General features: G+C 59.0%; 29 protein-coding genes. 25 read left to right on the top strand and 4 right to left on the bottom strand.

The window, feature by feature from the left end:
- Positions 1–45 precede the first annotated feature (45 nt).
- The 15 genes from NF876_RS01410 (at position 46) to hfq (ending at position 10,437) form a co-directional block, all read left to right on the top strand.
- Positions 46–765: a hypothetical protein gene (locus NF876_RS01410; protein WP_262267227.1), complete on the top strand. Its 720-nt coding sequence runs from the start codon at positions 46–48 to the stop codon at positions 763–765.
- A gap of 112 nt (positions 766–877) precedes the next feature.
- Complete coding sequence (locus NF876_RS01405; RefSeq protein ID WP_262267226.1) at positions 878–1,363, top strand: Panacea domain-containing protein; 486 nt, start codon at positions 878–880, stop codon at positions 1,361–1,363.
- Positions 1,364–1,438: 75 nt separating this feature from the next.
- On the top strand, positions 1,439–2,245 hold the full coding sequence (locus NF876_RS01400; protein ID WP_262267225.1) for a hypothetical protein: 807 nt from the start codon (positions 1,439–1,441) through the stop codon (positions 2,243–2,245).
- 986 nt (positions 2,246–3,231) lie between these two features.
- Positions 3,232–3,624, top strand: a complete 393-nt coding sequence (locus tag NF876_RS01395; RefSeq protein WP_114944437.1) for a hypothetical protein — start codon at positions 3,232–3,234, stop codon at positions 3,622–3,624.
- A 97-nt stretch (positions 3,625–3,721) separates the two neighbouring features.
- Positions 3,722–3,889: a hypothetical protein gene (locus NF876_RS01390; protein WP_262267224.1), complete on the top strand. Its 168-nt coding sequence runs from the start codon at positions 3,722–3,724 to the stop codon at positions 3,887–3,889.
- A gap of 273 nt (positions 3,890–4,162) precedes the next feature.
- A complete protein-coding gene (locus NF876_RS01385; protein ID WP_262267223.1) occupies positions 4,163–4,384 on the top strand; it encodes a hypothetical protein in 222 nt (73 codons plus the stop codon).
- A 111-nt stretch (positions 4,385–4,495) separates the two neighbouring features.
- Positions 4,496–5,413 carry a hypothetical protein gene (locus tag NF876_RS01380; RefSeq protein ID WP_262267222.1) on the top strand — a complete coding sequence of 306 codons (918 nt, stop codon included), beginning with the start codon at positions 4,496–4,498 and terminating at the stop codon, positions 5,411–5,413.
- Between the two features lie 80 nt (positions 5,414–5,493).
- On the top strand, positions 5,494–6,174 hold the full coding sequence (locus NF876_RS01375) for an FRG domain-containing protein (protein ID WP_262267221.1): 681 nt from the start codon (positions 5,494–5,496) through the stop codon (positions 6,172–6,174).
- Positions 6,175–6,185: 11 nt separating this feature from the next.
- Complete coding sequence (locus NF876_RS01370) at positions 6,186–6,833, top strand: hypothetical protein (protein ID WP_262267220.1); 648 nt, start codon at positions 6,186–6,188, stop codon at positions 6,831–6,833.
- Positions 6,834–7,025: 192 nt separating this feature from the next.
- Positions 7,026–7,406 (top strand): hypothetical protein, encoded by a 381-nt coding sequence (locus tag NF876_RS01365; RefSeq protein WP_262267219.1) that lies wholly within the window; start codon positions 7,026–7,028, stop codon positions 7,404–7,406.
- A 182-nt stretch (positions 7,407–7,588) separates the two neighbouring features.
- The gene (locus NF876_RS01360; protein ID WP_262267218.1) at positions 7,589–7,981 is read left to right on the top strand and encodes a hypothetical protein; all 393 of its coding nucleotides are present in this window, start codon (positions 7,589–7,591) and stop codon (positions 7,979–7,981) included.
- Positions 7,982–8,170: 189 nt separating this feature from the next.
- Positions 8,171–8,536 (top strand): hypothetical protein, encoded by a 366-nt coding sequence (locus tag NF876_RS01355; RefSeq protein WP_262267217.1) that lies wholly within the window; start codon positions 8,171–8,173, stop codon positions 8,534–8,536.
- Between the two features lie 162 nt (positions 8,537–8,698).
- Positions 8,699–9,703: a DUF4424 family protein gene (locus tag NF876_RS01350; RefSeq protein WP_262267216.1), complete on the top strand. Its 1,005-nt coding sequence runs from the start codon at positions 8,699–8,701 to the stop codon at positions 9,701–9,703.
- 39 nt (positions 9,704–9,742) lie between these two features.
- On the top strand, positions 9,743–10,093 hold the full coding sequence (locus tag NF876_RS01345) for a hypothetical protein (protein WP_262267215.1): 351 nt from the start codon (positions 9,743–9,745) through the stop codon (positions 10,091–10,093).
- 107 nt (positions 10,094–10,200) lie between these two features.
- On the top strand, positions 10,201–10,437 hold the full coding sequence (gene hfq / locus NF876_RS01340; RefSeq protein WP_262267214.1) for an RNA chaperone Hfq: 237 nt from the start codon (positions 10,201–10,203) through the stop codon (positions 10,435–10,437).
- Between the two features lie 5 nt (positions 10,438–10,442).
- On the opposite strand, the gene NF876_RS01335 is transcribed toward hfq, so the two are convergent.
- Entirely contained in the window at positions 10,443–10,808 is a 366-nt protein-coding gene (locus tag NF876_RS01335; protein WP_262267213.1) for a hypothetical protein, read from the bottom strand.
- A 181-nt stretch (positions 10,809–10,989) separates the two neighbouring features.
- Here NF876_RS01335 and NF876_RS01330 point away from each other — a divergent pair, with 181 nt between their 5' ends.
- Complete coding sequence (locus NF876_RS01330) at positions 10,990–11,367, top strand: hypothetical protein (RefSeq protein WP_262267212.1); 378 nt, start codon at positions 10,990–10,992, stop codon at positions 11,365–11,367.
- 7 nt (positions 11,368–11,374) lie between these two features.
- Positions 11,375–12,613: an AAA family ATPase gene (locus tag NF876_RS01325; protein WP_262267211.1), complete on the top strand. Its 1,239-nt coding sequence runs from the start codon at positions 11,375–11,377 to the stop codon at positions 12,611–12,613.
- 318 nt (positions 12,614–12,931) lie between these two features.
- On the opposite strand, the gene NF876_RS01320 is transcribed toward NF876_RS01325, so the two are convergent.
- Positions 12,932–13,237 (bottom strand): hypothetical protein, encoded by a 306-nt coding sequence (locus tag NF876_RS01320; protein ID WP_262267210.1) that lies wholly within the window; start codon positions 13,235–13,237, stop codon positions 12,932–12,934.
- A 23-nt stretch (positions 13,238–13,260) separates the two neighbouring features.
- Complete coding sequence (locus tag NF876_RS01315; RefSeq protein WP_262267209.1) at positions 13,261–14,697, bottom strand: hypothetical protein; 1,437 nt, start codon at positions 14,695–14,697, stop codon at positions 13,261–13,263.
- Between the two features lie 337 nt (positions 14,698–15,034).
- On the opposite strand from NF876_RS01315, the gene NF876_RS01310 reads away from it, so the two are divergent.
- The 6 genes from NF876_RS01310 (at position 15,035) to NF876_RS01285 (ending at position 17,758) form a co-directional block, all read left to right on the top strand.
- A complete protein-coding gene (locus NF876_RS01310) occupies positions 15,035–15,862 on the top strand; it encodes a metallophosphoesterase (protein ID WP_262267208.1) in 828 nt (275 codons plus the stop codon).
- 74 nt (positions 15,863–15,936) lie between these two features.
- Entirely contained in the window at positions 15,937–16,194 is a 258-nt protein-coding gene (locus tag NF876_RS01305; RefSeq protein ID WP_262267207.1) for a hypothetical protein, read from the top strand.
- A gap of 10 nt (positions 16,195–16,204) precedes the next feature.
- Entirely contained in the window at positions 16,205–16,816 is a 612-nt protein-coding gene (locus NF876_RS01300; protein ID WP_262267206.1) for an ImmA/IrrE family metallo-endopeptidase, read from the top strand.
- A gap of 27 nt (positions 16,817–16,843) precedes the next feature.
- Positions 16,844–17,098, top strand: coding sequence for a hypothetical protein (locus tag NF876_RS01295; protein WP_262267205.1), 255 nt, complete (start codon positions 16,844–16,846; stop codon positions 17,096–17,098).
- 15 nt (positions 17,099–17,113) lie between these two features.
- Entirely contained in the window at positions 17,114–17,338 is a 225-nt protein-coding gene (locus NF876_RS01290) for a hypothetical protein (RefSeq protein ID WP_262267204.1), read from the top strand.
- A gap of 57 nt (positions 17,339–17,395) precedes the next feature.
- Positions 17,396–17,758: a DUF3572 domain-containing protein gene (locus tag NF876_RS01285; RefSeq protein WP_262267203.1), complete on the top strand. Its 363-nt coding sequence runs from the start codon at positions 17,396–17,398 to the stop codon at positions 17,756–17,758.
- A 13-nt stretch (positions 17,759–17,771) separates the two neighbouring features.
- Here the strand turns inward: NF876_RS01285 and NF876_RS01280 are convergent, their stop codons facing one another.
- Positions 17,772–18,554 (bottom strand): EAL domain-containing protein, encoded by a 783-nt coding sequence (locus tag NF876_RS01280; RefSeq protein WP_262267202.1) that lies wholly within the window; start codon positions 18,552–18,554, stop codon positions 17,772–17,774.
- 377 nt (positions 18,555–18,931) lie between these two features.
- On the opposite strand from NF876_RS01280, the gene NF876_RS01275 reads away from it, so the two are divergent.
- Positions 18,932–19,381, top strand: coding sequence for a hypothetical protein (locus NF876_RS01275; protein ID WP_262267201.1), 450 nt, complete (start codon positions 18,932–18,934; stop codon positions 19,379–19,381).
- 45 nt (positions 19,382–19,426) lie between these two features.
- On the top strand, positions 19,427–19,894 hold the full coding sequence (locus tag NF876_RS01270; RefSeq protein ID WP_262267200.1) for a hypothetical protein: 468 nt from the start codon (positions 19,427–19,429) through the stop codon (positions 19,892–19,894).

Below are 19,894 nucleotides of genomic sequence, written 5' to 3'. Positions count from 1 at the left end.
CCGCTTTCGATCTCTGTGCTCTTGCTTTCTGTAAGGAACTGCGACGTGAATCTGCCCAGAATGATGCTTCACCTCCCCGCGACGGGAGAGTTGCTCGACGTAAAAGCTCTCGAGGAGGGTGAGATCCTCGGCCTGAACGAAGGAGGCCATCTCCTCCAGTGGGGTGTGGAAATTGGGATCTACACACCTCAGGAGACGCCCGAGGAGTTTGGAGCTCACAACGTTCGCCCCCACGAACTCCGTCGGCTCAAGTTACAGGTCGAGGGGCCGACGGCCGATCTCCTCTATCCCCTCAGCACCCAGGACAAGAACACGGTCATCGCGGCTCTTTTCCATTACCATGAAGATGGCTTGGGGGAGCCCTTCAAGCGGTCGAATGAGGTCCATCTCCTGGCCTCCGGAGAGGCCGAGGACCTCAACGAGGATATCTCGCTGGATCAGGACGGGGTTCAAGAACTGCTCGACCGTCTGAGGCATTCGGATGGGGTGGTCCCGCACGCTCCGCCCCCCGTCCCGTTCGATCCAGCAGAACTCAGCCACCATGATCTCTGCCTCGCCCTCGAGGAAATGCGCCGCCGGGGCTGGGCGGTGGCCGCCTATGATGTCAACGACGTTGACGCCCTGATCAGTGATAGCATCGAGCTGGCCCCCACTGATGAAGAAATTCGGACCTGGTTGAAGGACAACCAGGACGATCTTCAGGACCGCATGTGCGCAGCGATGCACGAGGCGATCAACGCCGAGTGGAACCGTCGCGGCGGCTAAGAGGTAGCCTCACAGCCACGATCTAGCGTCGGCCAGACCGACCACCAGCGCGGGAGGATTCATCCTCCCGCGCCGCATTCGTTTGCCTTCCCTTCAACGGAGATCTCGGACCATGGCATACCCCCCGATTGCAGTCGCAAATACGCTGATCGCTCGCCACGCCGCTTCTGGCGGTATCACTCACAAGCGGATCCAGACGCTCTGCTATCTCCTGTATGGCTGGTCGATCCCGATCCTTGGAAAGCCGCTCCTGACCGAAGCCCCGGAGGTCTGGAGCGAGGGTCCAGTCTTCGGCCGCCTGTTCGCTCAGTTGTCATCCTACGGGGATGCTCCGATCACCGAGCCGGTTCAGGTCAAGGGGTGCCCGGCCGTGCCGGATGAGGACACGATCACCCACGAACTCATCGAATGGGTGGACGAGCGCCACGCCGGGCTGCCCGAGGCCAGCCTGAGCCTCCTCGCGCACGGTCCAAACTCACCGTGGCGGCGGGTGGCCGAAGAGCATCACTTCCTCCTGTCCGCGCCCGTCGAGATCCCCCAGGCGGTGATTGCCCATCACTTCACCGCCCAGGCGCGGCAGGTTTCGCTCATCCAGTAGAGCCACCGCACTCTGGGACCCGATCGATGGTCGGGTCCACCTTGTCCCAGCCGATTTAAGTCCACGGAGGCTCCGTTGCCGAAAAACCCTGGCGTATTCACCGAACAAGGCCTCGCGTCCCTGAAAGGGAGCATCGCTGCAATCTGCAGATACCCCTACAATGGCGAACGCTCATTCGTCGGATTTGCCACCAACGTGGGCGGCGGAGCCTTCGCGACGATCTCAGATGGCAAGATCAAACTCCCTTGGGAGCAGTGGAAAGGGGCTGGCCCCTATCACGATCTTCGCATCCACCTTCTGGACGGCACCGGACGAGTTTACTGGGTCGACTGGGTCTATGAGACCCCCGTTCTCCCGATCGCCGTCCTCCAGGTCCGCGGCGATGAGATTGAGCGCTGGCCCAATCCTGAGATCGCCACCATCGCGGCCATGAATGGCAAAAACCACGTATGGCGCATCGGCTATGCCGATGGTGTCTTCGGGGATAGCACTCTCAATCTTAACACGCTCGGAAGCGAGCCGCCCCATGTCGTTAAAGCCGGCTGGATCTCCACCCACCCGACGATGACGTACTTCCGCGACGGTGCCGACGCCGCGTTTGGAGGCAAGCACACGATCGCAGCCCATGTGTGCTTCGATTATCCGAACCGGAGCGATCTGGGCGGTCCAGTCGTCGACAATGAAGGACGCCTTGCCGGAGTGCTGGTAGGAGCCGATCTAGGATCCCAGGAGACCCATGTCGGGGCATATGTCCCTGCTCAGATGATCATGCCCTTTGTTGGGGCTGGTCGCGCCGCCAAGATCTATCACCAGTTCCATGGGGCACTTTACTCGGTTCTGCACCAGATCGACGAGCAAGAGGCTGCGGCTTCCGCAGCTTAGGAAGCATGGATTTTCTATCCAACTGAGAATGCGCAGAAGGGGAAGTTGAAATCCCCAATAGAAGAAAGTGGCCTTGAGAGGAGGCAACAATGAAGCTCTAGATCAAATCAACGTCCCAGCCCAGAGTGGCTTTCTGACATATACCTGCCTCATCCGTTGGTCCTTTTGACCGTTCTGCAGGGCTTCAAAACAAGTATCCTTTTTGGCCAGGTGCTCGCAACGAGACCTCAGCCTCTGATCGTCGCTGACGCGGACCCAAGATCCACGGGTCTAAAACATCGGATAGTATGGGCACCGCTCAAGGGCTCGCTACCTCTCGGGCGTCGAAGGTGGGTTGGCATCCCAGGATCACCGCCAATCAGATTTTTAATTCATTTGAGAATGTGAAGAAGGGGAAGTTGAAATCCCCGCAAAATCGACCTCAGAGGAGGTTAAGATGAAACGTTAGATACGCTAGCTGCTTCCGACATTGATAGTCGACAACATACCTGCCTCATCTGTTGGCCCATTGGCCGTACTGCAGGAACTCTTTGACCAAAGTAGCCTTTTGGCCAGGTACACGGCGGACATGTAACCCGACCGTTGCCTCAGCCTCTGATCATCGCTGACGCGGATCCATGACCCACGGATCTAAAACGCCGGGTAGCACTGAGCACCGCTGACGGGCTCCCTATCTCATCAGGGACGAGGGTGGATCGACCTCCAACTTAAAGGTCACCTAACGAAAGAAGCCGCGAGAGTGCCACATGGGCCCTACGAATCTCGCGGCTTCTTTTGTGCTCGTTGAGCCAAACCCCAAAAGCCACCCCGGTCAACCTCTACTCAGTCTGCGAGGCAAGTTTCCAGCGCGGTGGGTGTCCGGACGTTTCTTGGATTCAGAAAAGATCAGCGAAGAGGAAAAGGTTCAATCCCCGAAAGGGAATCAGATTTCCTCAGATCAAAAATGAGCAAGGCTCGTTTCAATCCCCAAAATAAGGATCAGTTCGATGACAAACGCTGCCAACATCTCCGCCGTTTCCACCGTCGCCAACGACAACGCCCAGAAGCAGCGCACCTACCCGCGCATGGTCACGCCGAAGACGATCAAGGAGGGCTCGAACAAGAACGGCACGCCGTTTGTCAGCTTCGTCGGCGAGTACACCCGCCGCGGCGCCAGCAAGCCCTCGACGATGCTGCACACCGCGAGCGGAAAATCTCTCGATGCGATCCGCGAGCAGCTCAAGGAAGGCCAGCCGATCCGCGTCTTCGGCATCTTCGAGACCCTGCCGGCCACGGAGGAGCGCAAGGAATCCAGCGTGTTCCGCATCATCGGCCTGTCGACGCCGCGTGAGACGGCTCCGGAGGCAGCCGCCCAGACCGAGATGAAGGAAGCCGCGTAATCGGCTTTCGCCACCTAGGGTCGGCGCAGGCGCTAGCCTGCCACGGCGCACGCGGCGTGCCGACCCTGCCACCTCCGCTCCAGACAGGTAGGTTCTGGTGAAATATCTCCTGGCAAAGTTCTACTACTGGCTTGCCGCCTCGACCAATGATCCCGGCAAGGCATCGAGCTATCTTGATCGGTCGCACGATCTCGATCATCGCGCCGACCCCCAACACCAGGTTGAGGATGACGGCTCCGACGAGGAACCGCTGCCCGCAGCCTAAGGGCACCCGATGCCGGAAACAAAAGCCGCCCTCTCGGGCGGCTTTTTTCATGTGCGCTGCGAGGACGGTCTCGCTGGTGTGAGTGAATGGAGGTCAACATGGTTGCACAGCTGATGCGCTTTGCCCTGGGAGTCGTATTCCCGCTGGCTGTCGTGGGATATGCCCTCAGCAAGGGCGTCTGACCTGATGGGACTTCTCGCAAAATCCGTCCGATTTGAGGGGATGGAGCAAACCAATGCCGGCCAACCCAGCCGATGGGAGGGGCGTGTCTCGTTGCTATCCATCAGCGAGAAGCTGACGGTGGAATACGGCCGACAAGCAGGAGCTTTGACGGTCACGGTCGGAGACGACGAAGAGACCGTCCACCTTGAGACACGCTCCCCCTTCGATGCTCAATGGGAGGAGATCACGCCGGCGGTGCAGGCTATCGCCGCCGTTTCCCTCCTGGCCGAATTGTCCGACGTCGACTTTGTCGACCCGGACGACCTTCCTTGACACAGTTATCGAGGAACCTTTGATTTAGGACTTCGTCCAAAGCTCTTTTTCTCGATCGTGAAGATCGAACCAGGGTGATTTCGAAATCCCCGAAAGGAAAAGGGCTCGCCGATGTCTCGCATCTATAATGAAATTCGTGGTCAGCGCCTCGCCATCTCGGAGATTGAGACCGCCCAGTACAACCTGTCCAAAGAGCGCTGCGAAGCCCGGAAATCCGTTCAGGCCGATATCCGCGCCCTCTTTCAGAACCTTCCCGCAGGCCTGCGGCACCTCACGCACGCGTTTTTGGCCGCCGAGGGCAATCGCTACCTGCTGATCGACCTCGACGGTCCTGAGGGCGGGATTGTCAATGGTGCCCGCACCCGCTTCACCCTCATCGACATCTGCCCGAGCCTCGCCGGGCTCGCTGCCTGGGACGTCGCCCGCGATGAATTCCTGGGGGAGGTGAACGAGTTCTCGTTCCGTGACTCCACCTTCTGGCCGGACTGGATGGTCTATTCCGACCACCCCCAGAAGCGGAAGGTATGGACGGACGGCGCGTTCCACGCCGGCGTGAAGTCGGGCTACTTCGGGAAGATCCTGCTTCCGGTGGCGGGCCCTGCCCTCGCACACCCGGCTTTCGCCTGCTTGGCGGACTACGCCAGGTCCGTGATTGAGCGCAAGGATGCCAACATGGAGCATCTGCGCGCCTTCGACGCTAGGTTCGACGCCTATGATGCTCAGATTGAGGAGATCGAGCGGAAGGCCGAAGCCTTCGCTCGGACCGAGGGCCAGGACCCGGAGGTCCTGACGGCTCACAACGGTGAGCTCGCTGGCCTGATCCGGACCATGGATTGGACCTACGACATGGCCGACCTCCCCAACCGCGCTTACGCGGAGCAGGAGCGTCGGATCCGCTCGCTGCTCTCGGCGCTGCCGGTGGACGACGCAGTAGTACTGTTCGTCCATAACGCCGGAACCAACTGGGTGAAGGCTCCCTATTACCTCCAGTGGCACCCGGAGGTGAAACAGGTGAAGGCGGCGGCCTAGGCCGCGCCTTCCTCAATCAGCTTGGCTATTGCGTGCCGATCCGATAGCTTGCCGCCAACAAAGTAACATGCTCCGGTGCCATGACGCTCCTGCCGACTCCCACATGGGATACCTTCCTTCGGACCGTTTCCACCCGAACCAACGGAACCTGGCTTTTCCGGGGGCAGGCCGCTAAGAAATGGCCTCTCACCCCATCCGCCGGCCGCGACCAGTGTGTCGGAAGCGCGGGCTACCGTCGTGCCGACGAGTACAACCTGTTCAAGGACTTTATTCGGGAAGCTAAACGTTACGTCGAGAGTGGCTTCAGCGAACTTGAATGGCTCGCCCTGGCACAGCACCATGGCCTTCCCACCCGCCTTCTGGACTGGTCCACCAACCCTCTGGTTGCGGCCTGGTTTGCCTGTGAGAAGGAAGAAAACACGGACGACGGCGTCGTCCACATGATCAACGTGCCCTCCTTGGACAGAAGGGATGACGTACAGCCCTTCGATCCCAGATTATCGGACGTGGCTCTCGTCCAGGTCCCGCCGCGCGTGGGACGGATCACTGCCCAGCAGGGCCTGTTTTCCCTACACCCCGACCCAACGGCCAAATGGACGCCCGGCCGCGCTCTAAGGTATCATACCCTTGAAATTCCCGGGGCTGAGAAACCATTTTTCAGGCAGGCACTTGATGCTTTTGGGGTCAACCGTGGACGCCTAATGGTTGATCTCGATGGACTAGGCGCCACGCTCTCTTGGAAGTATCGTACACGCCTGTAGCGAGGTCTCAAATGTCGAAAACCCAGTCTCGAGATGCCGGAGCAGGGGTCAAGAAGCGGAGTTCCGCTGGATCGCAGGGCGTGAAGAAGCGAGCGGCAGAGGCATTGAAGGGCTTCGCGGGTGCTTCTGAGGGCAAAGCCGGAGGCGGAATCCGGACAACTGAAGTGGCAAAGGGTTTCGTTAGGATCCATGCCAGAGAAACCCTTCGTCCCACAAAGGAAGTCACTTTGGAGGTTGCATCTCGCACGGACCAGTCCCTAGGTGCGTCATGGGGGGTCCGCGGCAAGGTAACCTCCTCACAGTTCTACGGTGGCGAGCAAGTGATCAGTCCAATGCCGACCGAGCCGGACACTGTCCATGTGGCTGCCTTCGTTCGCAGTTTCGATGTCCAGAAGCACCCGTCGTGGAACGAGGTGAAGAAGGACCACCCCAAGGCGAGCCTGTTCGTAACGGAATGCTCTCCCGACTCGGTCGAGATCGAGTCAGGCGGGAAGTTCAGCACACGCGCCCAGCTCCTGGTCGATGTTCCGGTGAAATATCCTGATGGCTTTGAGGTCGAAGGCTCAATGACCGTGCCGGCCTTCGTCACAGGAACACTCAAAAATAACGGCGATGTGGTGATCAAGGAATTCAGGCTGAGCGTGGATCATCCTGCTTAGATTACTGCGGATACACGAGATGATCGAGAACCCGGCCTGGTGCCGGGTTTTTTATTGCTCGGATATTGGCTCGTTCTCTCACTCAATCGAGCGCTAAGGGAAATTCAGAAAATACCCGAAAGCAAAGATCAGGTTTCGCTTCAAAGAAGCGGGAAAAGTTTGGTCAAAATCCCCAGAAAAAGGATGAGTTCGATGACAAACGCAGCCGTTGCCACCTCCGCCACCACCGTCGCCGCTAACGACAACGCCAAGCAGCAGCGCACCTACCCGCGCGTTGTGACGCCCAAGGCAATCAAGGAAGGCAAGAACAAGAACGGCACCGAATTCGTCAGCTTCATCGGTGAGTACCGCCGCCGCGGCTCCGAGAAGACCTACACGATGTTCCACACTGCGAGTGGCGCTGCCCTCGCTGGACTTCGTGACGACCTGAAGGAAGGCCAGCCCATCCGGGTCTTCGGCGTCTTCGACGAGATGCCGGCCGACGGTGAGCGGAAGGCAAAACAGGTTTTCCGGATTATTGGCCGGTCGGTCCCGCGTGAGCAGGGTGCCGAAGAGATGCAGCAGGCCGCATAAGGACTGCACGAAGAGAGAAGAACGAGCCGCCTTCGGGTGGCTTTTTTCATGGGCGGATCGGGCGTGTTGAACGCACCGATCGATCACATCACCAGGTGTCTTACGCCACGCAGGAAAAGACATCAGTTGCTCTCTGGTGAGAGCGCAAGAGTTTTTGTCAAATCCCCGGAAAGGAAAGTTCGATGACAAACGCAGCAGTCGCCTCCAACGTCGCCACCGTCGCCAACGACAACGCCCAGAAGCAGCGCACCTACCCGCGCATGGTGACGCCGAAGACGATCAAGGAGGGCTCCAACAAGAACGGCACGCCGTTTGTCAGCTTCGTCGGTGAGTACACCCGCCGCGGCGCCAGCAAGCCCTCGACGATGCTCCACACCGCGTCAGGCAAGTCTCTGGCGGCGATCAAGGATCAACTCAAGGAGGGCCAGCCGATCCGCGTCTTCGGCATCTTCGAGACAATGCCGGCTACGGAAGATCGCACCGAGGGTCAGGTGTTTCGGATTATCGGCCTGAGCACGCCGCGTGAGAGCGCTCCGGTCGATGCCGCCCAGACCGAAATGAAAGACGCCGCATAAGGTCAAGTCCAAGAACGTGGGACGATAAAGAGAGCCGCCTTCGGGCGGCTTTTCTCATGGGTGCGGAGGGCGTGATTACGCACCATCCGGAAAGCGATCTGAAGGTCTCCGACAGAAAGACGAGAATTCAGGTTCCTGCAGAAAAGTGAGCAGAAGCTCGGTTCAATCCCCGAAAAGGAAGAGAGTTCGATGAACGACAATACCGCCACCTCCGCCGCCGTTTCCACCGAGACCCGCGCCCGTTCGTACCCGCGCACGGTCACGCCCAAGACTATCAAGGAAGGCAAGAATAAGAACGGCACGGAGTTCGTGAGCTTCATCGGCGAGTATCGCCGTCAGGGCAAAGACAAAGTCTACACGATGTTCCACACTGCGAGCGGTGCAGCCCTGAGTTCGATTCGCGAGCAGCTGAAGGAAGGCCAGCCGATCCGTGTCTTCGGCGTGTTCGACGAGATGCCGGCGGATGCCGAGCGCAAGAGCAAGCAGGTTTTCCGGATAATCGGCCTCTCGACGTCGCGCGAGCAGGCTGTCGAAGAGATGAAGCAGGCCGCCTAATCGGCACCATGAAGGAGCCGCCCTCGGGCGGCTTTTTTCATGCTCGATGAGGGTGCCCCGGAATATCGCTATGTCGCAGGGCGACGAAAGGTTCGCACAAGCGCTCTTTCTCATATGGTCTGTTGCGGAACGGTGCCCGCCCACCGTCATGAGGATTCTTCGATGCGTCACCTCCTTGCGGTTGCTGCCATTTTGTCGGTTAGCGTTGCGGCGCTGCCGGCTCAAGCAAACGATACGATGGCCCACTTTGCGGCCGGAGAGCTCGTTTTCACTCAGACCGACGCCGTGAGTATGGTTTCAGAAGATCTGTTCCTCTCGACCGAGGAAGTCCGGGTCACCTACCGCTTTCGGAATCTCACCTCCCAGGATGTCACCGGTACGGTGGCGTTCCCCATGCCGGAGGTTCGCGTCACGATGTCAGACGCAGACTACCCCGATGGACCCGAGGCAAACCCAATGCGGTTCTCGGTTACGGTTGACGGGCGGCCACTTCCCATTCAGTTCGAGGCGAAAGCGATGGTCGAGGGCCGGGATGTGACCAAGGTCCTTCGAGACTTAAACATACCGGTTCCACCCTACGCTGAACGAGTGGATGCCGCCCTTAAGAGATTAGATCGTGCCACGGGCGCCCGCTTGGAAAAGGAAGGCATCATTGAGCTTCAAGAGTCCTACCGGCAGGACGGCACATCATACAAGGAACCGCTTCCAAAGTGGGCCCTAGCTGGGTCTTATCATTGGCAGCAAACATTTCCGGCTGGGCGGGACACAGTCATCCAGCATCGGTATAAGCCCAGCGTTGGAGCCACTGTTATCTCCTTGGAGTCCATGGTCACCGCCAAGACCGTAGAGGACATGTACCTCATCGGCGAAAATTCCTGCATGGACAAGGACTTCATAAACGGTGCGAAAAGGTGGGCCGCCCGCGAACTCAGGCGCGACAAGGGTGCGAGCCAGCGTATGCTCGAGTACATCCTCGTCACTGGCGCGAACTGGGCCGGTCCCATCGGCACCTTCACGCTGACCGTCGACAAAGGACGACCTGACAATATGGTCAGCTTCTGCGCCGAGGGTGTTAAGAAGATTGCGCCAACGCAGTTTCAGATGGTCAAGAAGAACTTCAAGCCCAAACAGAACCTTTCGGTGCTGATCCTGGAAGCAGGAATCTGATCGTTCTGCTCACCATCCTCGCTCAATTGCGGAGCATCTATGACGAATACGCTACTAGGATCCTTGTTAACTGCAGCATTGATCACGATTTCAAGCGGGGCAACCGCAGAAAGCTACAAGAGGCACTGCAGCTATTTCAACTACACGACAAACGAGTCGTATGAAGGAGCATGTACCGAAGTTGAGCTTCCTTCGGCGGAGCTTCCATTCAAGCGGGAATACCGGTTCAAGAAGAAAGTTGTACGCGTCACAATACTCCAGTCAGCCGGGATTTGGGCCTCGATTGAGCTCAACGGCAAGCCTGGAATGCGATACGAGATTGATCGGGCGAACTTCTCTTACAGCAGCCGGGATCTTTCCGAGACTCTCGATACAGGAAGCCCAAAGTAGGCCTTTCTGAGGGTGGATACCGGAGCAAGCCGCCTTGAGGCGGCTTTTTTCTTGCGTGAGCCCGCAACCCACGCTGTATAGAAGAGCCACACAGTGAGGAGAGCACGGTGGCCAAATCCGTCAGCCCGCAGGAGCAAGATTGGTTCTTTGAGCGTCTGCGTGGCGCCAGGGTGGACGTCAATATGTTCTTGATCAACGGGGTGAGATTGATCGGGCGGATTGATCGGTTCGACCGATACACTGTCCTCCTCACCCGAGGTTCAAGCTCTCAAACCGTCTACAAGCACACGATCTCGACGATCGCGGTGCCGGAAGGCTTCGAAATCAGTCCTCCCGAAATGTAGCGATGTCAGGCGGCAACATCTTCGGGAATGATCCTTCCTAGATTTTTGGAGCCTTGCGTAGACTTCCCCGATCCTCTGGCCTCAACTTTGGATTTCCCCATCTCGTCACGTATGGCCTCATAGCGAGCGACATACTCGTGGTTTGCTCGGGTGATCTCCCTGAGCTCGCCTTTAAGCTCACCCAGCTCGGCCTTCAATTCAGCAATCTGTTCAGCCTGGTTGTTATCCTGCCGGATCTGGGATCGGAGGTCGCGGATCGTCTCCTGCTGACCAGCCAGTTTCGCCTCGAGCTTCTTGATCCTGCGCTCCGCCTCCGCCAGCAACCGTTCCGGGCTCTTGATTTGATCTGCAGGCTGAATTGCGCCGGCCATGGTAACTGTAACTCCGTTTCTTTGGGGATTTGTAGGAACAAAATAGGAACGGAGGAGAATGGTCAAGGAGACAGCCTGTCGCGCTAGCGTCTGGGCCCTTGGAGGGCACAGCTAGGATCATCTATCAGGAAGGGGCAGCAAAAACTCAAATCAGAAATCCCGCAAAATGGATGAGATGAGCATGCTCAAGGCGACGATGTATTTCTCTTACGGACGCGACTCACGGTCGGGTCTGAAATCGAAGACGACATTCGACGCCATTCTGGCAGGCGAGCGCAGCTCGACGACACGATTTCCATCGTGGCCAGGATATGAGCGCTGGAAAGGTCTGAAGGTCGGCGATCAGGTCAGGTTTTATGCCGATCGCGACATGAAGGGACGCTATGTCGATGTCACCGTCACCGAGGTTCCCAAGGTGATCGAGCTCGCGAAATGCAGCGAGGCGGACCTCGCCGCCTGGTCAGAAGCCGAGGGCTGGAGCCAGGCCGCCGGCCGTCGCTATGGAGGGCAGTATGGTCCGGGTCTTCAGATCCGGTACCGGCCCGTCGCCACCTCGTGAGGAGACGATGAGAAAGTCATTCTCTTTCCCATACTTCGTCGTGAAGATCGGGTTCACCCTCCTCGCACTCTACATCACGGCAATCTATCTCATGACCAATCTGCCCATCTATGGGCGCTCGTACTTCAATTGGTTCCTTGCCATCGCGATTGTGACGTGGGTTCTGGTCCTTATCGGCCTAGCCCACGAAACCCGCCTCACCTCCCGTTTCGTCGGGCTTTTCGTCAAAGGACTGCCACCCAGGTGGCTGCGGATCATCATGGACCTTCTCGATCGCTACACTAACAAGGATGGCCTCCTCGCACGTCTGGCTGCTGTCCAGCGCGCCGAAAACCTCGACGCGACTGCTCTTGCCGCTGCCGTGAAGCAAAAGGTCGTAGGCCAGGATGTTGTGGCGGACGAGGTTGCGGCCACCCTGCGCCGTCGCTTGGCCCAAGTCGCACGCGACAAGCCCGTCGGCGTCTTCCTGTTCGTCGGCCCGCCCGGCGTGGGCAAGACCGAAATGGGCAAGCAGTTCGCTCGCAACTTGAAGCGCGGGTTCCTCTTTGAAGATATGTCGACCTGCAGCAATCCTGCCGGCGCCGAGCGCCTCTTTGGCGTGCCGCCTGGATACTCAGGCTCCGATCGATATGGGAGCCTCACAGGGGGGCTGCGGGATCAACCCAACTCCTTCGTGCTCCTTGATGAAATCGAGAAAGCCCATGTCGACGTCCAGAAGCGGTTTCTGACTGCCTGGAATGATGGCTTCGTGACCGAAGCCTCGACTGGCCAGAAAGTGCCGACCAACCGGGCCATTTTCGCCGCAACGACCAACGCAGCTGCAGACCGGATTGGCGAATTGGCTCGGGAGATCACCGACCGCGATAAGCTACTGACTGCGGTTCACAACGTGCTCAAGGAGGCCGGTTTCCCGGCCGAGGTGTTGAGCCGAATTGATGAGGTGTTCGTCTTCAACCCGCTTCAGGGGCTCGACCTTGCCCGGGTGGCGATCATCCAAATCGTTAATATCGTGGAGAGTTACGGCCTCGAGCTCGACCAGGGCGGGATTGACGACATGATCCTGTTCGACGCCATGCAGCGGGCCGAGGTTCTGCAGACTGCCGGCGGTGTGCGCGCCGTGATCAGAGCCCTCGAGAAGCGCATTGCCGATGTCCTGATCGAGGCCAGGCAGAAGGGCGCTCGCCGCGTCAAGCTCACGATGAATGAGTCGGACCTTGATATGGTCCAGGTGACGATCACCGGATAGGAGGAGCACCATGTTTGATCGGCTGGTTCCCAGACCCATCCGGAGGCTTTGGAATGAGGCGTCAGTCTGGCGCTGGTGTCTCATCCTCGCCGTGTTGTCGACGGGCATGCTCCTGATCGCCTCACCGCCACAGCCATCAGCGGCCACCGGCGCTACCAAAGTGGCCACTCAACCCTTTGCTAAAGCTGGCACAGCCGCCCCTTGAGGCGGCTGCGTCAGTCACGGGGAACATCCACGTAAGTAATCCGGCGACCCGTAGCAGCTCTGGGGCCGCCGTTCACCTTCAACGATGACCGGTTCCACCATCCACCAGTCCTTTTATTCAAGGGGAACCCGCCGCCTCAGGCTTCGTACCGCGAAGTGGAAACGTATGCGTGACAGCGCAATCCCCAGCAGCTTGCCGATCAATGTACTGGTGAAGACCACGAGCAATCCCAAGGCGACCGTGGATTGCCAGGACCGCCCGGCAACCGGCGCCACGACCGTATGGGCGACCCACAGTCCCGTCGCACCGAGCATGACGATCGCCCCAAGGCCACAGCCGCAGTCGGTACGAAGCGAGTCGAGACGCCGCTTCACGGCCGCCGCCTCATGAGCGGGCAGCGCCGTCAGCGCTAGCCGCAAGCTACGATCGTGGCTGATCCTACTCATGTCACGACAACATGCCTGTCAGCGAGGCAGTCGATTGGGAAGTTCGCTATGATATAGTCCCAGACCTTCTTTGCTTCGTCGTGGCTGAACTGAGGCTCGCCGCTGAAGCAGAGGTATTCCGGGATCAGCCACCCGCTCCACCAGCTATGGTCCTTCGGGTTGACCATGATGCGGTCCAACCCATCGACATGGCAGAGCCCGAAGGTGTGTCCGAGCTCGTGGATTGGCACCCAGGTCCGCACCCAGTTTGGGAGGCCATGGCGGTACAGGGCGCCGGTGCCGCCGTGGTTCCCGATCTTGCCACCATCTAGGCAGGTGTTCGTGAACATGCAGGCCGCGTATCCCGTATAGGAATCGTTCGCTACGAACCGGAAGGTGCCAAAGATGACTGGCTTGCACAGTAGGTCCCTTGCGCGCTCTACTGCTGCGGGATCCTGGGGACTCGCCGGGTCACAACGGAATCCGGGCACGGAGGGTTCCCGGTTAAACGGGCTTCTCGCCAGGACATCCAGCACGGCACAGGAATTGTGCTGGCCATCAGGATCGGTGATGTTCGCCTGGACCTGGGTCCGTTCGGTGAGGTGAACGTCCTGTAGGTCGACCACCAATTTCAAGCCGATCGTGTCGCCTTTGATCTGGATGTTGTGGATCCTGTCGAGCAGCGCCGAGTCGCTCATGGCATAGATCGAGAAACTCTTGCTGCTCGGGTTGCCCAGATACTCGTCAATGTCCGATTCCGATGACACGTCTCCGCGGATGTCGGGGCTGCTTCTCTGCAAGAACTTGTCCCACTTGAAGCCCGCTAGCTTCTTCAGGTCGACTCTCCTGTTGGGATCGGGGTCGTCGTTCCATTGCACTAGGGCGGGAACCGTTTCTCCAGGCGCGATGTAGTCCGAGCGCACGAAACCCCGATAGCTCGTCAGGGTTAGGCGCAGGCCGAAGCCGCTGCCACCGATCCCCAGCGCCGCCTTGATGTCCGCGCGGTCGGCCTCGGTGAAGCGCCGGCTCTTATCGATGAGATCCTCGACGTAGCCGATGAGCCGCCACTTGTTCACGCTGCCCCGGAATGCGCCATACAGGCCGCAGGGGAAGACCACGGTCCGAATGAGGTCGCCGACCAGGCCACCGAACGCACCTAGGATCTCCATAAAGCCATCAAAGACCCGGCTCCAGTCCCAGGTGAAGATGCCGGCAATGATGTCCCAGCCACCCGTGATGACTGCGACGACCAAGTCGTATGCGTCGCCGAGGATTTCACAGACGGTCGTGACCACCCACTTCAGCACCGTGACGACCACCCAGACCAGGAAGCAGAACCACTTGTTGCAGCAGGCGCACCACCATTTGCACTTCTTCTTCACGCATTGCTGGACCTGCTGGGATACGTTGTCCTCGACCCATTCCCCAATCTGATGGCAATATTTCTGCGTCACCTGAGCCCTCCATCCCCTCTCTATGGGGAGACCAAGAGTGCGGTGCGCCCTCAAAGTTATCTGTGATCTACCTCACGCCCGCTCGCGCTGTTTTTGTCGCAAACGCCTGCGAGGGCCACTGAAGTAGCTGGATGGGTTCGCCTTTGAGGGGGCTGCCGCAAAGTTTTGGCGCTTATCGCGCGTTGAGCAGGCGGGCGGCAGATGCGCCTCCGACCCAGAGGTGACCGATGATCCTGAACACCCTTATCGAGAAGTTGAAGCGTCGGGCTAAGAGGCTGGATTTTGCCTGATCCACGATGGGCGAACCCGTTACCGGGAAAACCCCAAGAGGATCGAAATGACCATAACGATCTCCCAGCACCTCCTCCCGTTTGTCGCTCGGCCAGATGAGGAGATCTTCGCGATCGGCGACCTACATGGCCGCAGCGACCTCATGAAGGCACTCTTCGAGATCATCGCCGCTGCCCCTCGCGCCCCTGGCTGCCGACGGATTGTAGTTCTCCTTGGCGACTTGATCGATCGGGGGCCGGATTCCCTCGGTTGCCTTGACCTTGCCATCGAGGCCAAGGACCGCACCGGCGCCGACATCGTGGATGCCCTTGCTGGCAACCACGAGCAGATGCTTCTCGCGACCATCGTCCTGGATGGTCAGGTGCATCGCAGGAAGACTGCCTACAGCAACTGGCTGTTGAATGGCGGCATGAGGGTCGTGACCGACCTTCTGGACGAGGGGCATAGCGCCAAGACTCCCAGCGATCTGAGGGATGCTCTTGGGTCGAGGCGGGTAGAGTTCCTCGAGGGGCTGTCGAAGCACCGGACCTCGGGCGAGTTCATGTTCATCCACGCCGGGCTGAATCCATATGTCGACCTGGAGAAGTTCCTGGCCGAGCCGATCGACATCGACTTCCGGGAACTCGAAGAGCAGGACCATTGGGCTTGGGTTCGGAACCCGTTCCTCGCCTTCAACCCCTCCGAGCATGAGAAACGAGGCCACCACGGGTTCTTCGTGGTGCACGGCCACACCGCTCCCAAGGACGAATGGTTTCCCGTCGCGGAGCAGTTGTGCCTCGACCGGCTCAACCTTGATGCCGGCTCGTACGCCACTGGCCGCGCCCGGATGGCTCGGATCATCGGCTCTGAGCTGACCTTCTACGAGGTGTCCTAGCGACACCTCTGTTCGTTTCAGCACATCCAATCAGCGGAAAATCAGGGATTTAAGTCCCCAGAAGGAGTGGTCACATGCACGCCTATACCCGCCCGCTCGTCCGTCGCCGGCCCAATGCTGCAGAACGGACTGCTCAGATCGTCCTTCTCGGGCTCGTTCTGATCGGCATTGCCGCTGTGCTTGCGGTCGTCATTTGCTCGGTGTTCGAACCCCACGTGGTCGTGGCATTCCTCGTCGTGGCGCTCCTGTTCCTCGTCTTTCGGATCGAGACGCGTCCCCAGCACCTCCCCAAGGGGGCATTCTATCCGTCTCGCGCCCTTGGGCACCGCTGAGGGCCGCCCCATGCACTTTCCCAGCCAGGTATACCAGCCTGTCCCGGCGAACTGCGCCCGCCCTGCCATCGAGACGTTCGCCGAAAGTGTCGCCGAGCGTCTTGGTTTCATCCCGGATCAGGACCTGGCGGAATCCCGCCAGATGAGCGGGAAGGTTCGCTTCGATCGAATCCACGATTTGATCAAGAAGCTCGGAGGTCAGATCGGGTTCGAATATGTTCCACCCGCCGAACTCAGCACCTCTCAAAGCCTGATTGTTTTCAACAACGAGCGGTTTGAGATCGCTCTGAATGGCCGGTTGCGCCTGGAGGAGCGACAGCAGAACTGGATCCTTGCCCAGGAGCTCGGTCACTTTCTCCTGCATTATCCGATGGTCCGACAGAAGCACGGCGATGTCGCCATGGCGGCTAACCGGTACCCGGACCAATCCAACCCAGCAGCGGTTCAGGCCCGCCGGGAAGCCATGTGGTTCGCCTTTGGGCTTCTCACTCCGGCGAAAGCCTTCATGGAGATTTACCGGAGCACTGATCGGCCGGTCTCTCTCGAATTCCGCTTCAACCTGCCCTACCGGGTGATCGATCTCCGGTACCAGTACCTGAGTGAACTGAAGGCCTCAGGCTGAGACTCAGTTCAATCTAAGGACATCACTATGACGGCACAGGATCCTGCACTTGCCCTCGCGAAACGCAGGGCACGGTACGGCCATCGCGACTGGCTGTTCTGGAAAGACCGCAACGGGACAAGCCACTCCGCTCGACGGGACGCTCAGACCCTAAAGGCAGCAATGCTCGCGGGGGGCACACAGGGGAGATGGTTTATTGTCCAAGCCTCGACCGGGAACCTCGTAAAAGGATTCTGGCGGCTCGGCATCAACCTTCTGAAAAACGCGAAATACGGCATCTGAAAACGGAGACCGCCTATGTCCAATCTGCCCACTTGGCCTGGAGCCGATGTCTGCTACGCACGCGCCGGCAAGATCAACGAGCACCTTTGCCGAACCTCCTACGCCGCTGCCAAGGTCAAGAAGGGCTGGAGACCGCCCGAGGAGGTCACAGAGTTGATCCAGGCGATGGACCGCGGCGACGAGGAAGCGATCAAAGCCGCCTGTCAGCGTTATTCTCATATCTGGGCTGCTGCGGCCTGATCCTATGCTGTGGTAATCACCCGGCACGAGCCGAAGCCCGGACCGAGGAGGGTGATCGTGAGCGATGATGTTGCAGGCCAAGAGGCACCACGGCGGGGCGATCCTGAGCGCCTGGGCATCCAGGTGCTTGACTTCATAGTCGCGGACGTGGATCGCATAATCCAGTTCATGAATGTTACTGGGTTGCAGCCTGAGACCCTTCGGGAATCCGCCAACGCTCCCGATTTCCTCGTTGGCGTTCTCGAGTACGTTTCGAAGGACGATGAACTGTTGAAACTGATCCATAAGGATCTGGGCATCCCGCCGGACACAATCCTGGCTGCGGCAGGCCACCGGGCGCCAGGGTCGGATTCCGCCAAGCAGGCCGACAAGAAGCCAGAGCCGCGACAGCAGCTCCCTCGCCGATCGATGTTCCGTTGAACGAAGCCTTGCTTTAGGCCGCCGCAGGCACGCGGGTGCGGGTTCCGAGGAAAGCGTCTAGATCCCTTGCGGCCATCGGCCGGGCGAAAAGATAGCCCTGAAGGGCATCGCAGCCGGCCGACGCCAGGAACCGACGCTGTTCGTCAGTCTCGACGCCCTCAGCGGTTACAACGAGATCCATCGTCCGGCCGATCTCAATCATCTCCTCGATCGTGCCGTGAGACGGCTCCGACTTAACGCAGTCCAGTCTCCGGACGAAGGACTGATCGATCTTGAGCTTGTCGACGCTGATATGGTTCAGGCGGTTCAGGCCAGAGTACCCGATCCCGAAGTCATCGAGCGCAATCCGAAACCCACAGTCACGCAGGAAGGCTATTGAATCCTTGGCAGAGCCGTCGTCTGCAAGGAGCTGATTTTCTGTGATCTCGAACTCGATCTGATAAGGGGTCACCCCGCACTCCTCGATGGTCTTTGCAAATCGCTCAATCAAAGCCGAATGAGCGAAGAGCACCGGAGACAGATTGACCGCGACCGTCAGGTCAGGTTGACGCTTCGCAACACTGCAGGCCTCGCGGATGACGAATTCCGTGATCTGCAGGATTAAGCCTGTCTCTTCCGCGATAGGAATGAAGACGCGCGGGGAAACAGCGCCGACTGTCGGATGCTGCCAGCGCACAAGTGCTTCCACGGCCGAAACCTGGTCATCGGCCACATTGACTTGGGGCTGATAGACCACCGACAAGCCTTGGCCAGACTGGAGCGACTTATAGAGTTCCCGAGCCGGGATGCCGCCCAAATAGGAGTAAACCTCGGAGAGCTTGCTCTCGAGGCGGCTAAAATCAGTCTATGTCTCGGCCAGATCCTGCAGCAGCACAAGGCACCCGGTAAACGGCGAAATTGATGTCTTAAAAAAGTGTTACCACTTCCGAGTTAAAATGTCACGCGTTCCGCGTTTTAATTCCGAGATAAAATTCCTCATAGCGCGAGCCTTTGGGTGCTTCTTGCTTATTCTGGGGCCATTTTAGCCGTTTGAAAGCTTGTGGCGAGGCTCGCTGCGGATCGTAGTTAAGCATTTCCGCTCCCCACACGCGCAGATTAAATCGCCCAATTAGACCGAGCGACCGGGGCATTCCAAATCCCCAAAAAGATCTGTCCGCCGTGCCGGAGAAAAACGTGTCCGCCAACTTCGTCGACAAGCTGCACATTGATGTTCTCGTCTCGGGCGCGATTGACCTCGCCTGTACAGCACGCCTCGTCAAAGGCGGCGCTCTCGTCGACATCCTTCCAGAGAATGGCGAGCAGCTCGGCAAGATGCTTTGGGCGGAGAACGCACGTTCGGTGAATTATCTCGACACCCTGCTTGGTCACGGCGACAACCCGGTCCTCGACGAGATTGTCGGCTTCTATGGGTTTGAATACCGGCCGAACTTGTGCCCAACAGTGGTCTCAAAAGCCCTCGTCTCCTATGAGCATCAGGCCTGCGAATGCCCGGAGTACCCGGAAACCGTCGCCTATGACTTCGCTTCGCGCCTGGCCCGGCGCCTGATCAAGAAGCTGCCAGGATGGGAAAAGGCACCTTGGGGCATCGAACGCCCTGAGCAAATTGCCGTTCGGTTCGCCTGATCAGGCCCTATCACCCTCCCCCACAATCTACAGGGATATCCGTTCATGAGCGCAGTCCGGATCCAGATCAGGGACGATCTGGGCAATATCAGCTATCTCTCCCGCACAAAGAGCGGCTACTGGAACCTTGTGAGCCAGAACGGCATCGCACTTGGCCTATCGAATGTCGTCGGGAACGAGCCCTTAGCCCGGTTTGCCCTTGAAGACGCAGGTGACGACGGCGAGGCCGTACTGGAAGCGATCAGGAAGTACCTGAGCGGTAAACGGACCGCAACCCTCCTCTCCGCAGGCTCAGACTCGCCCAGCAAGGGAGCACTGTCCGACGAGGAGAAGAGCGACTTCGCCTGGATCCTCACCGAAACCATCGACCTCTCTGTCGACCGGCGCGATGGCCTCGCCAAACACGAGGCCAAAACCGAGTTCGAAAGCATTAAGCGCGTCCTCGACTACCTGGAAGCTAACGGTGCGGACATGAGCGTCCAGCGCCGGGCCCTCGACACGCCTCGCTTCTGA

The organism is Microvirga yunnanensis, assembly GCF_025460875.1.
The sequence above is the reverse complement of the archived record's forward strand: the minus strand, read 5'-3'. Positions and strand labels throughout refer to the sequence as shown.

Bases quoted from the DNA above. Each gene is read 5' to 3' on its own strand.
- NF876_RS01270 (WP_262267200.1), top strand. From the start codon at position 19,427: ATGAGCGCAGTCCGGATCCAGATCAGGGACGATCTGGGCAATATCAGC.
- NF876_RS01370 (WP_262267220.1), top strand. From the start codon at position 6,186: ATGTCGAAAACCCAGTCTCGAGATGCCGGAGCAGGGGTCAAGAAGCGG.
- NF876_RS01310 (WP_262267208.1), top strand. From the start codon at position 15,035: ATGACCATAACGATCTCCCAGCACCTCCTCCCGTTTGTCGCTCGGCCA.
- NF876_RS01300 (WP_262267206.1), top strand. From the start codon at position 16,205: ATGCACTTTCCCAGCCAGGTATACCAGCCTGTCCCGGCGAACTGCGCC.
- NF876_RS01365 (WP_262267219.1), top strand. From the start codon at position 7,026: ATGACAAACGCAGCCGTTGCCACCTCCGCCACCACCGTCGCCGCTAAC.
- NF876_RS01345 (WP_262267215.1), top strand. From the start codon at position 9,743: ATGACGAATACGCTACTAGGATCCTTGTTAACTGCAGCATTGATCACG.
- NF876_RS01405 (WP_262267226.1), top strand. From the start codon at position 878: ATGGCATACCCCCCGATTGCAGTCGCAAATACGCTGATCGCTCGCCAC.
- NF876_RS01290 (WP_262267204.1), top strand. From the start codon at position 17,114: ATGTCCAATCTGCCCACTTGGCCTGGAGCCGATGTCTGCTACGCACGC.
- NF876_RS01380 (WP_262267222.1), top strand. From the start codon at position 4,496: ATGTCTCGCATCTATAATGAAATTCGTGGTCAGCGCCTCGCCATCTCG.
- NF876_RS01375 (WP_262267221.1), top strand. From the start codon at position 5,494: ATGACGCTCCTGCCGACTCCCACATGGGATACCTTCCTTCGGACCGTT.
- NF876_RS01360 (WP_262267218.1), top strand. From the start codon at position 7,589: ATGACAAACGCAGCAGTCGCCTCCAACGTCGCCACCGTCGCCAACGAC.
- NF876_RS01395 (WP_114944437.1), top strand. From the start codon at position 3,232: ATGACAAACGCTGCCAACATCTCCGCCGTTTCCACCGTCGCCAACGAC.
- NF876_RS01335 (WP_262267213.1), bottom strand. From the start codon at position 10,808: ATGGCCGGCGCAATTCAGCCTGCAGATCAAATCAAGAGCCCGGAACGG.
- NF876_RS01330 (WP_262267212.1), top strand. From the start codon at position 10,990: ATGCTCAAGGCGACGATGTATTTCTCTTACGGACGCGACTCACGGTCG.
- NF876_RS01350 (WP_262267216.1), top strand. From the start codon at position 8,699: ATGCGTCACCTCCTTGCGGTTGCTGCCATTTTGTCGGTTAGCGTTGCG.
- NF876_RS01325 (WP_262267211.1), top strand. From the start codon at position 11,375: ATGAGAAAGTCATTCTCTTTCCCATACTTCGTCGTGAAGATCGGGTTC.
- NF876_RS01305 (WP_262267207.1), top strand. From the start codon at position 15,937: ATGCACGCCTATACCCGCCCGCTCGTCCGTCGCCGGCCCAATGCTGCA.
- NF876_RS01355 (WP_262267217.1), top strand. From the start codon at position 8,171: ATGAACGACAATACCGCCACCTCCGCCGCCGTTTCCACCGAGACCCGC.
- NF876_RS01295 (WP_262267205.1), top strand. From the start codon at position 16,844: ATGACGGCACAGGATCCTGCACTTGCCCTCGCGAAACGCAGGGCACGG.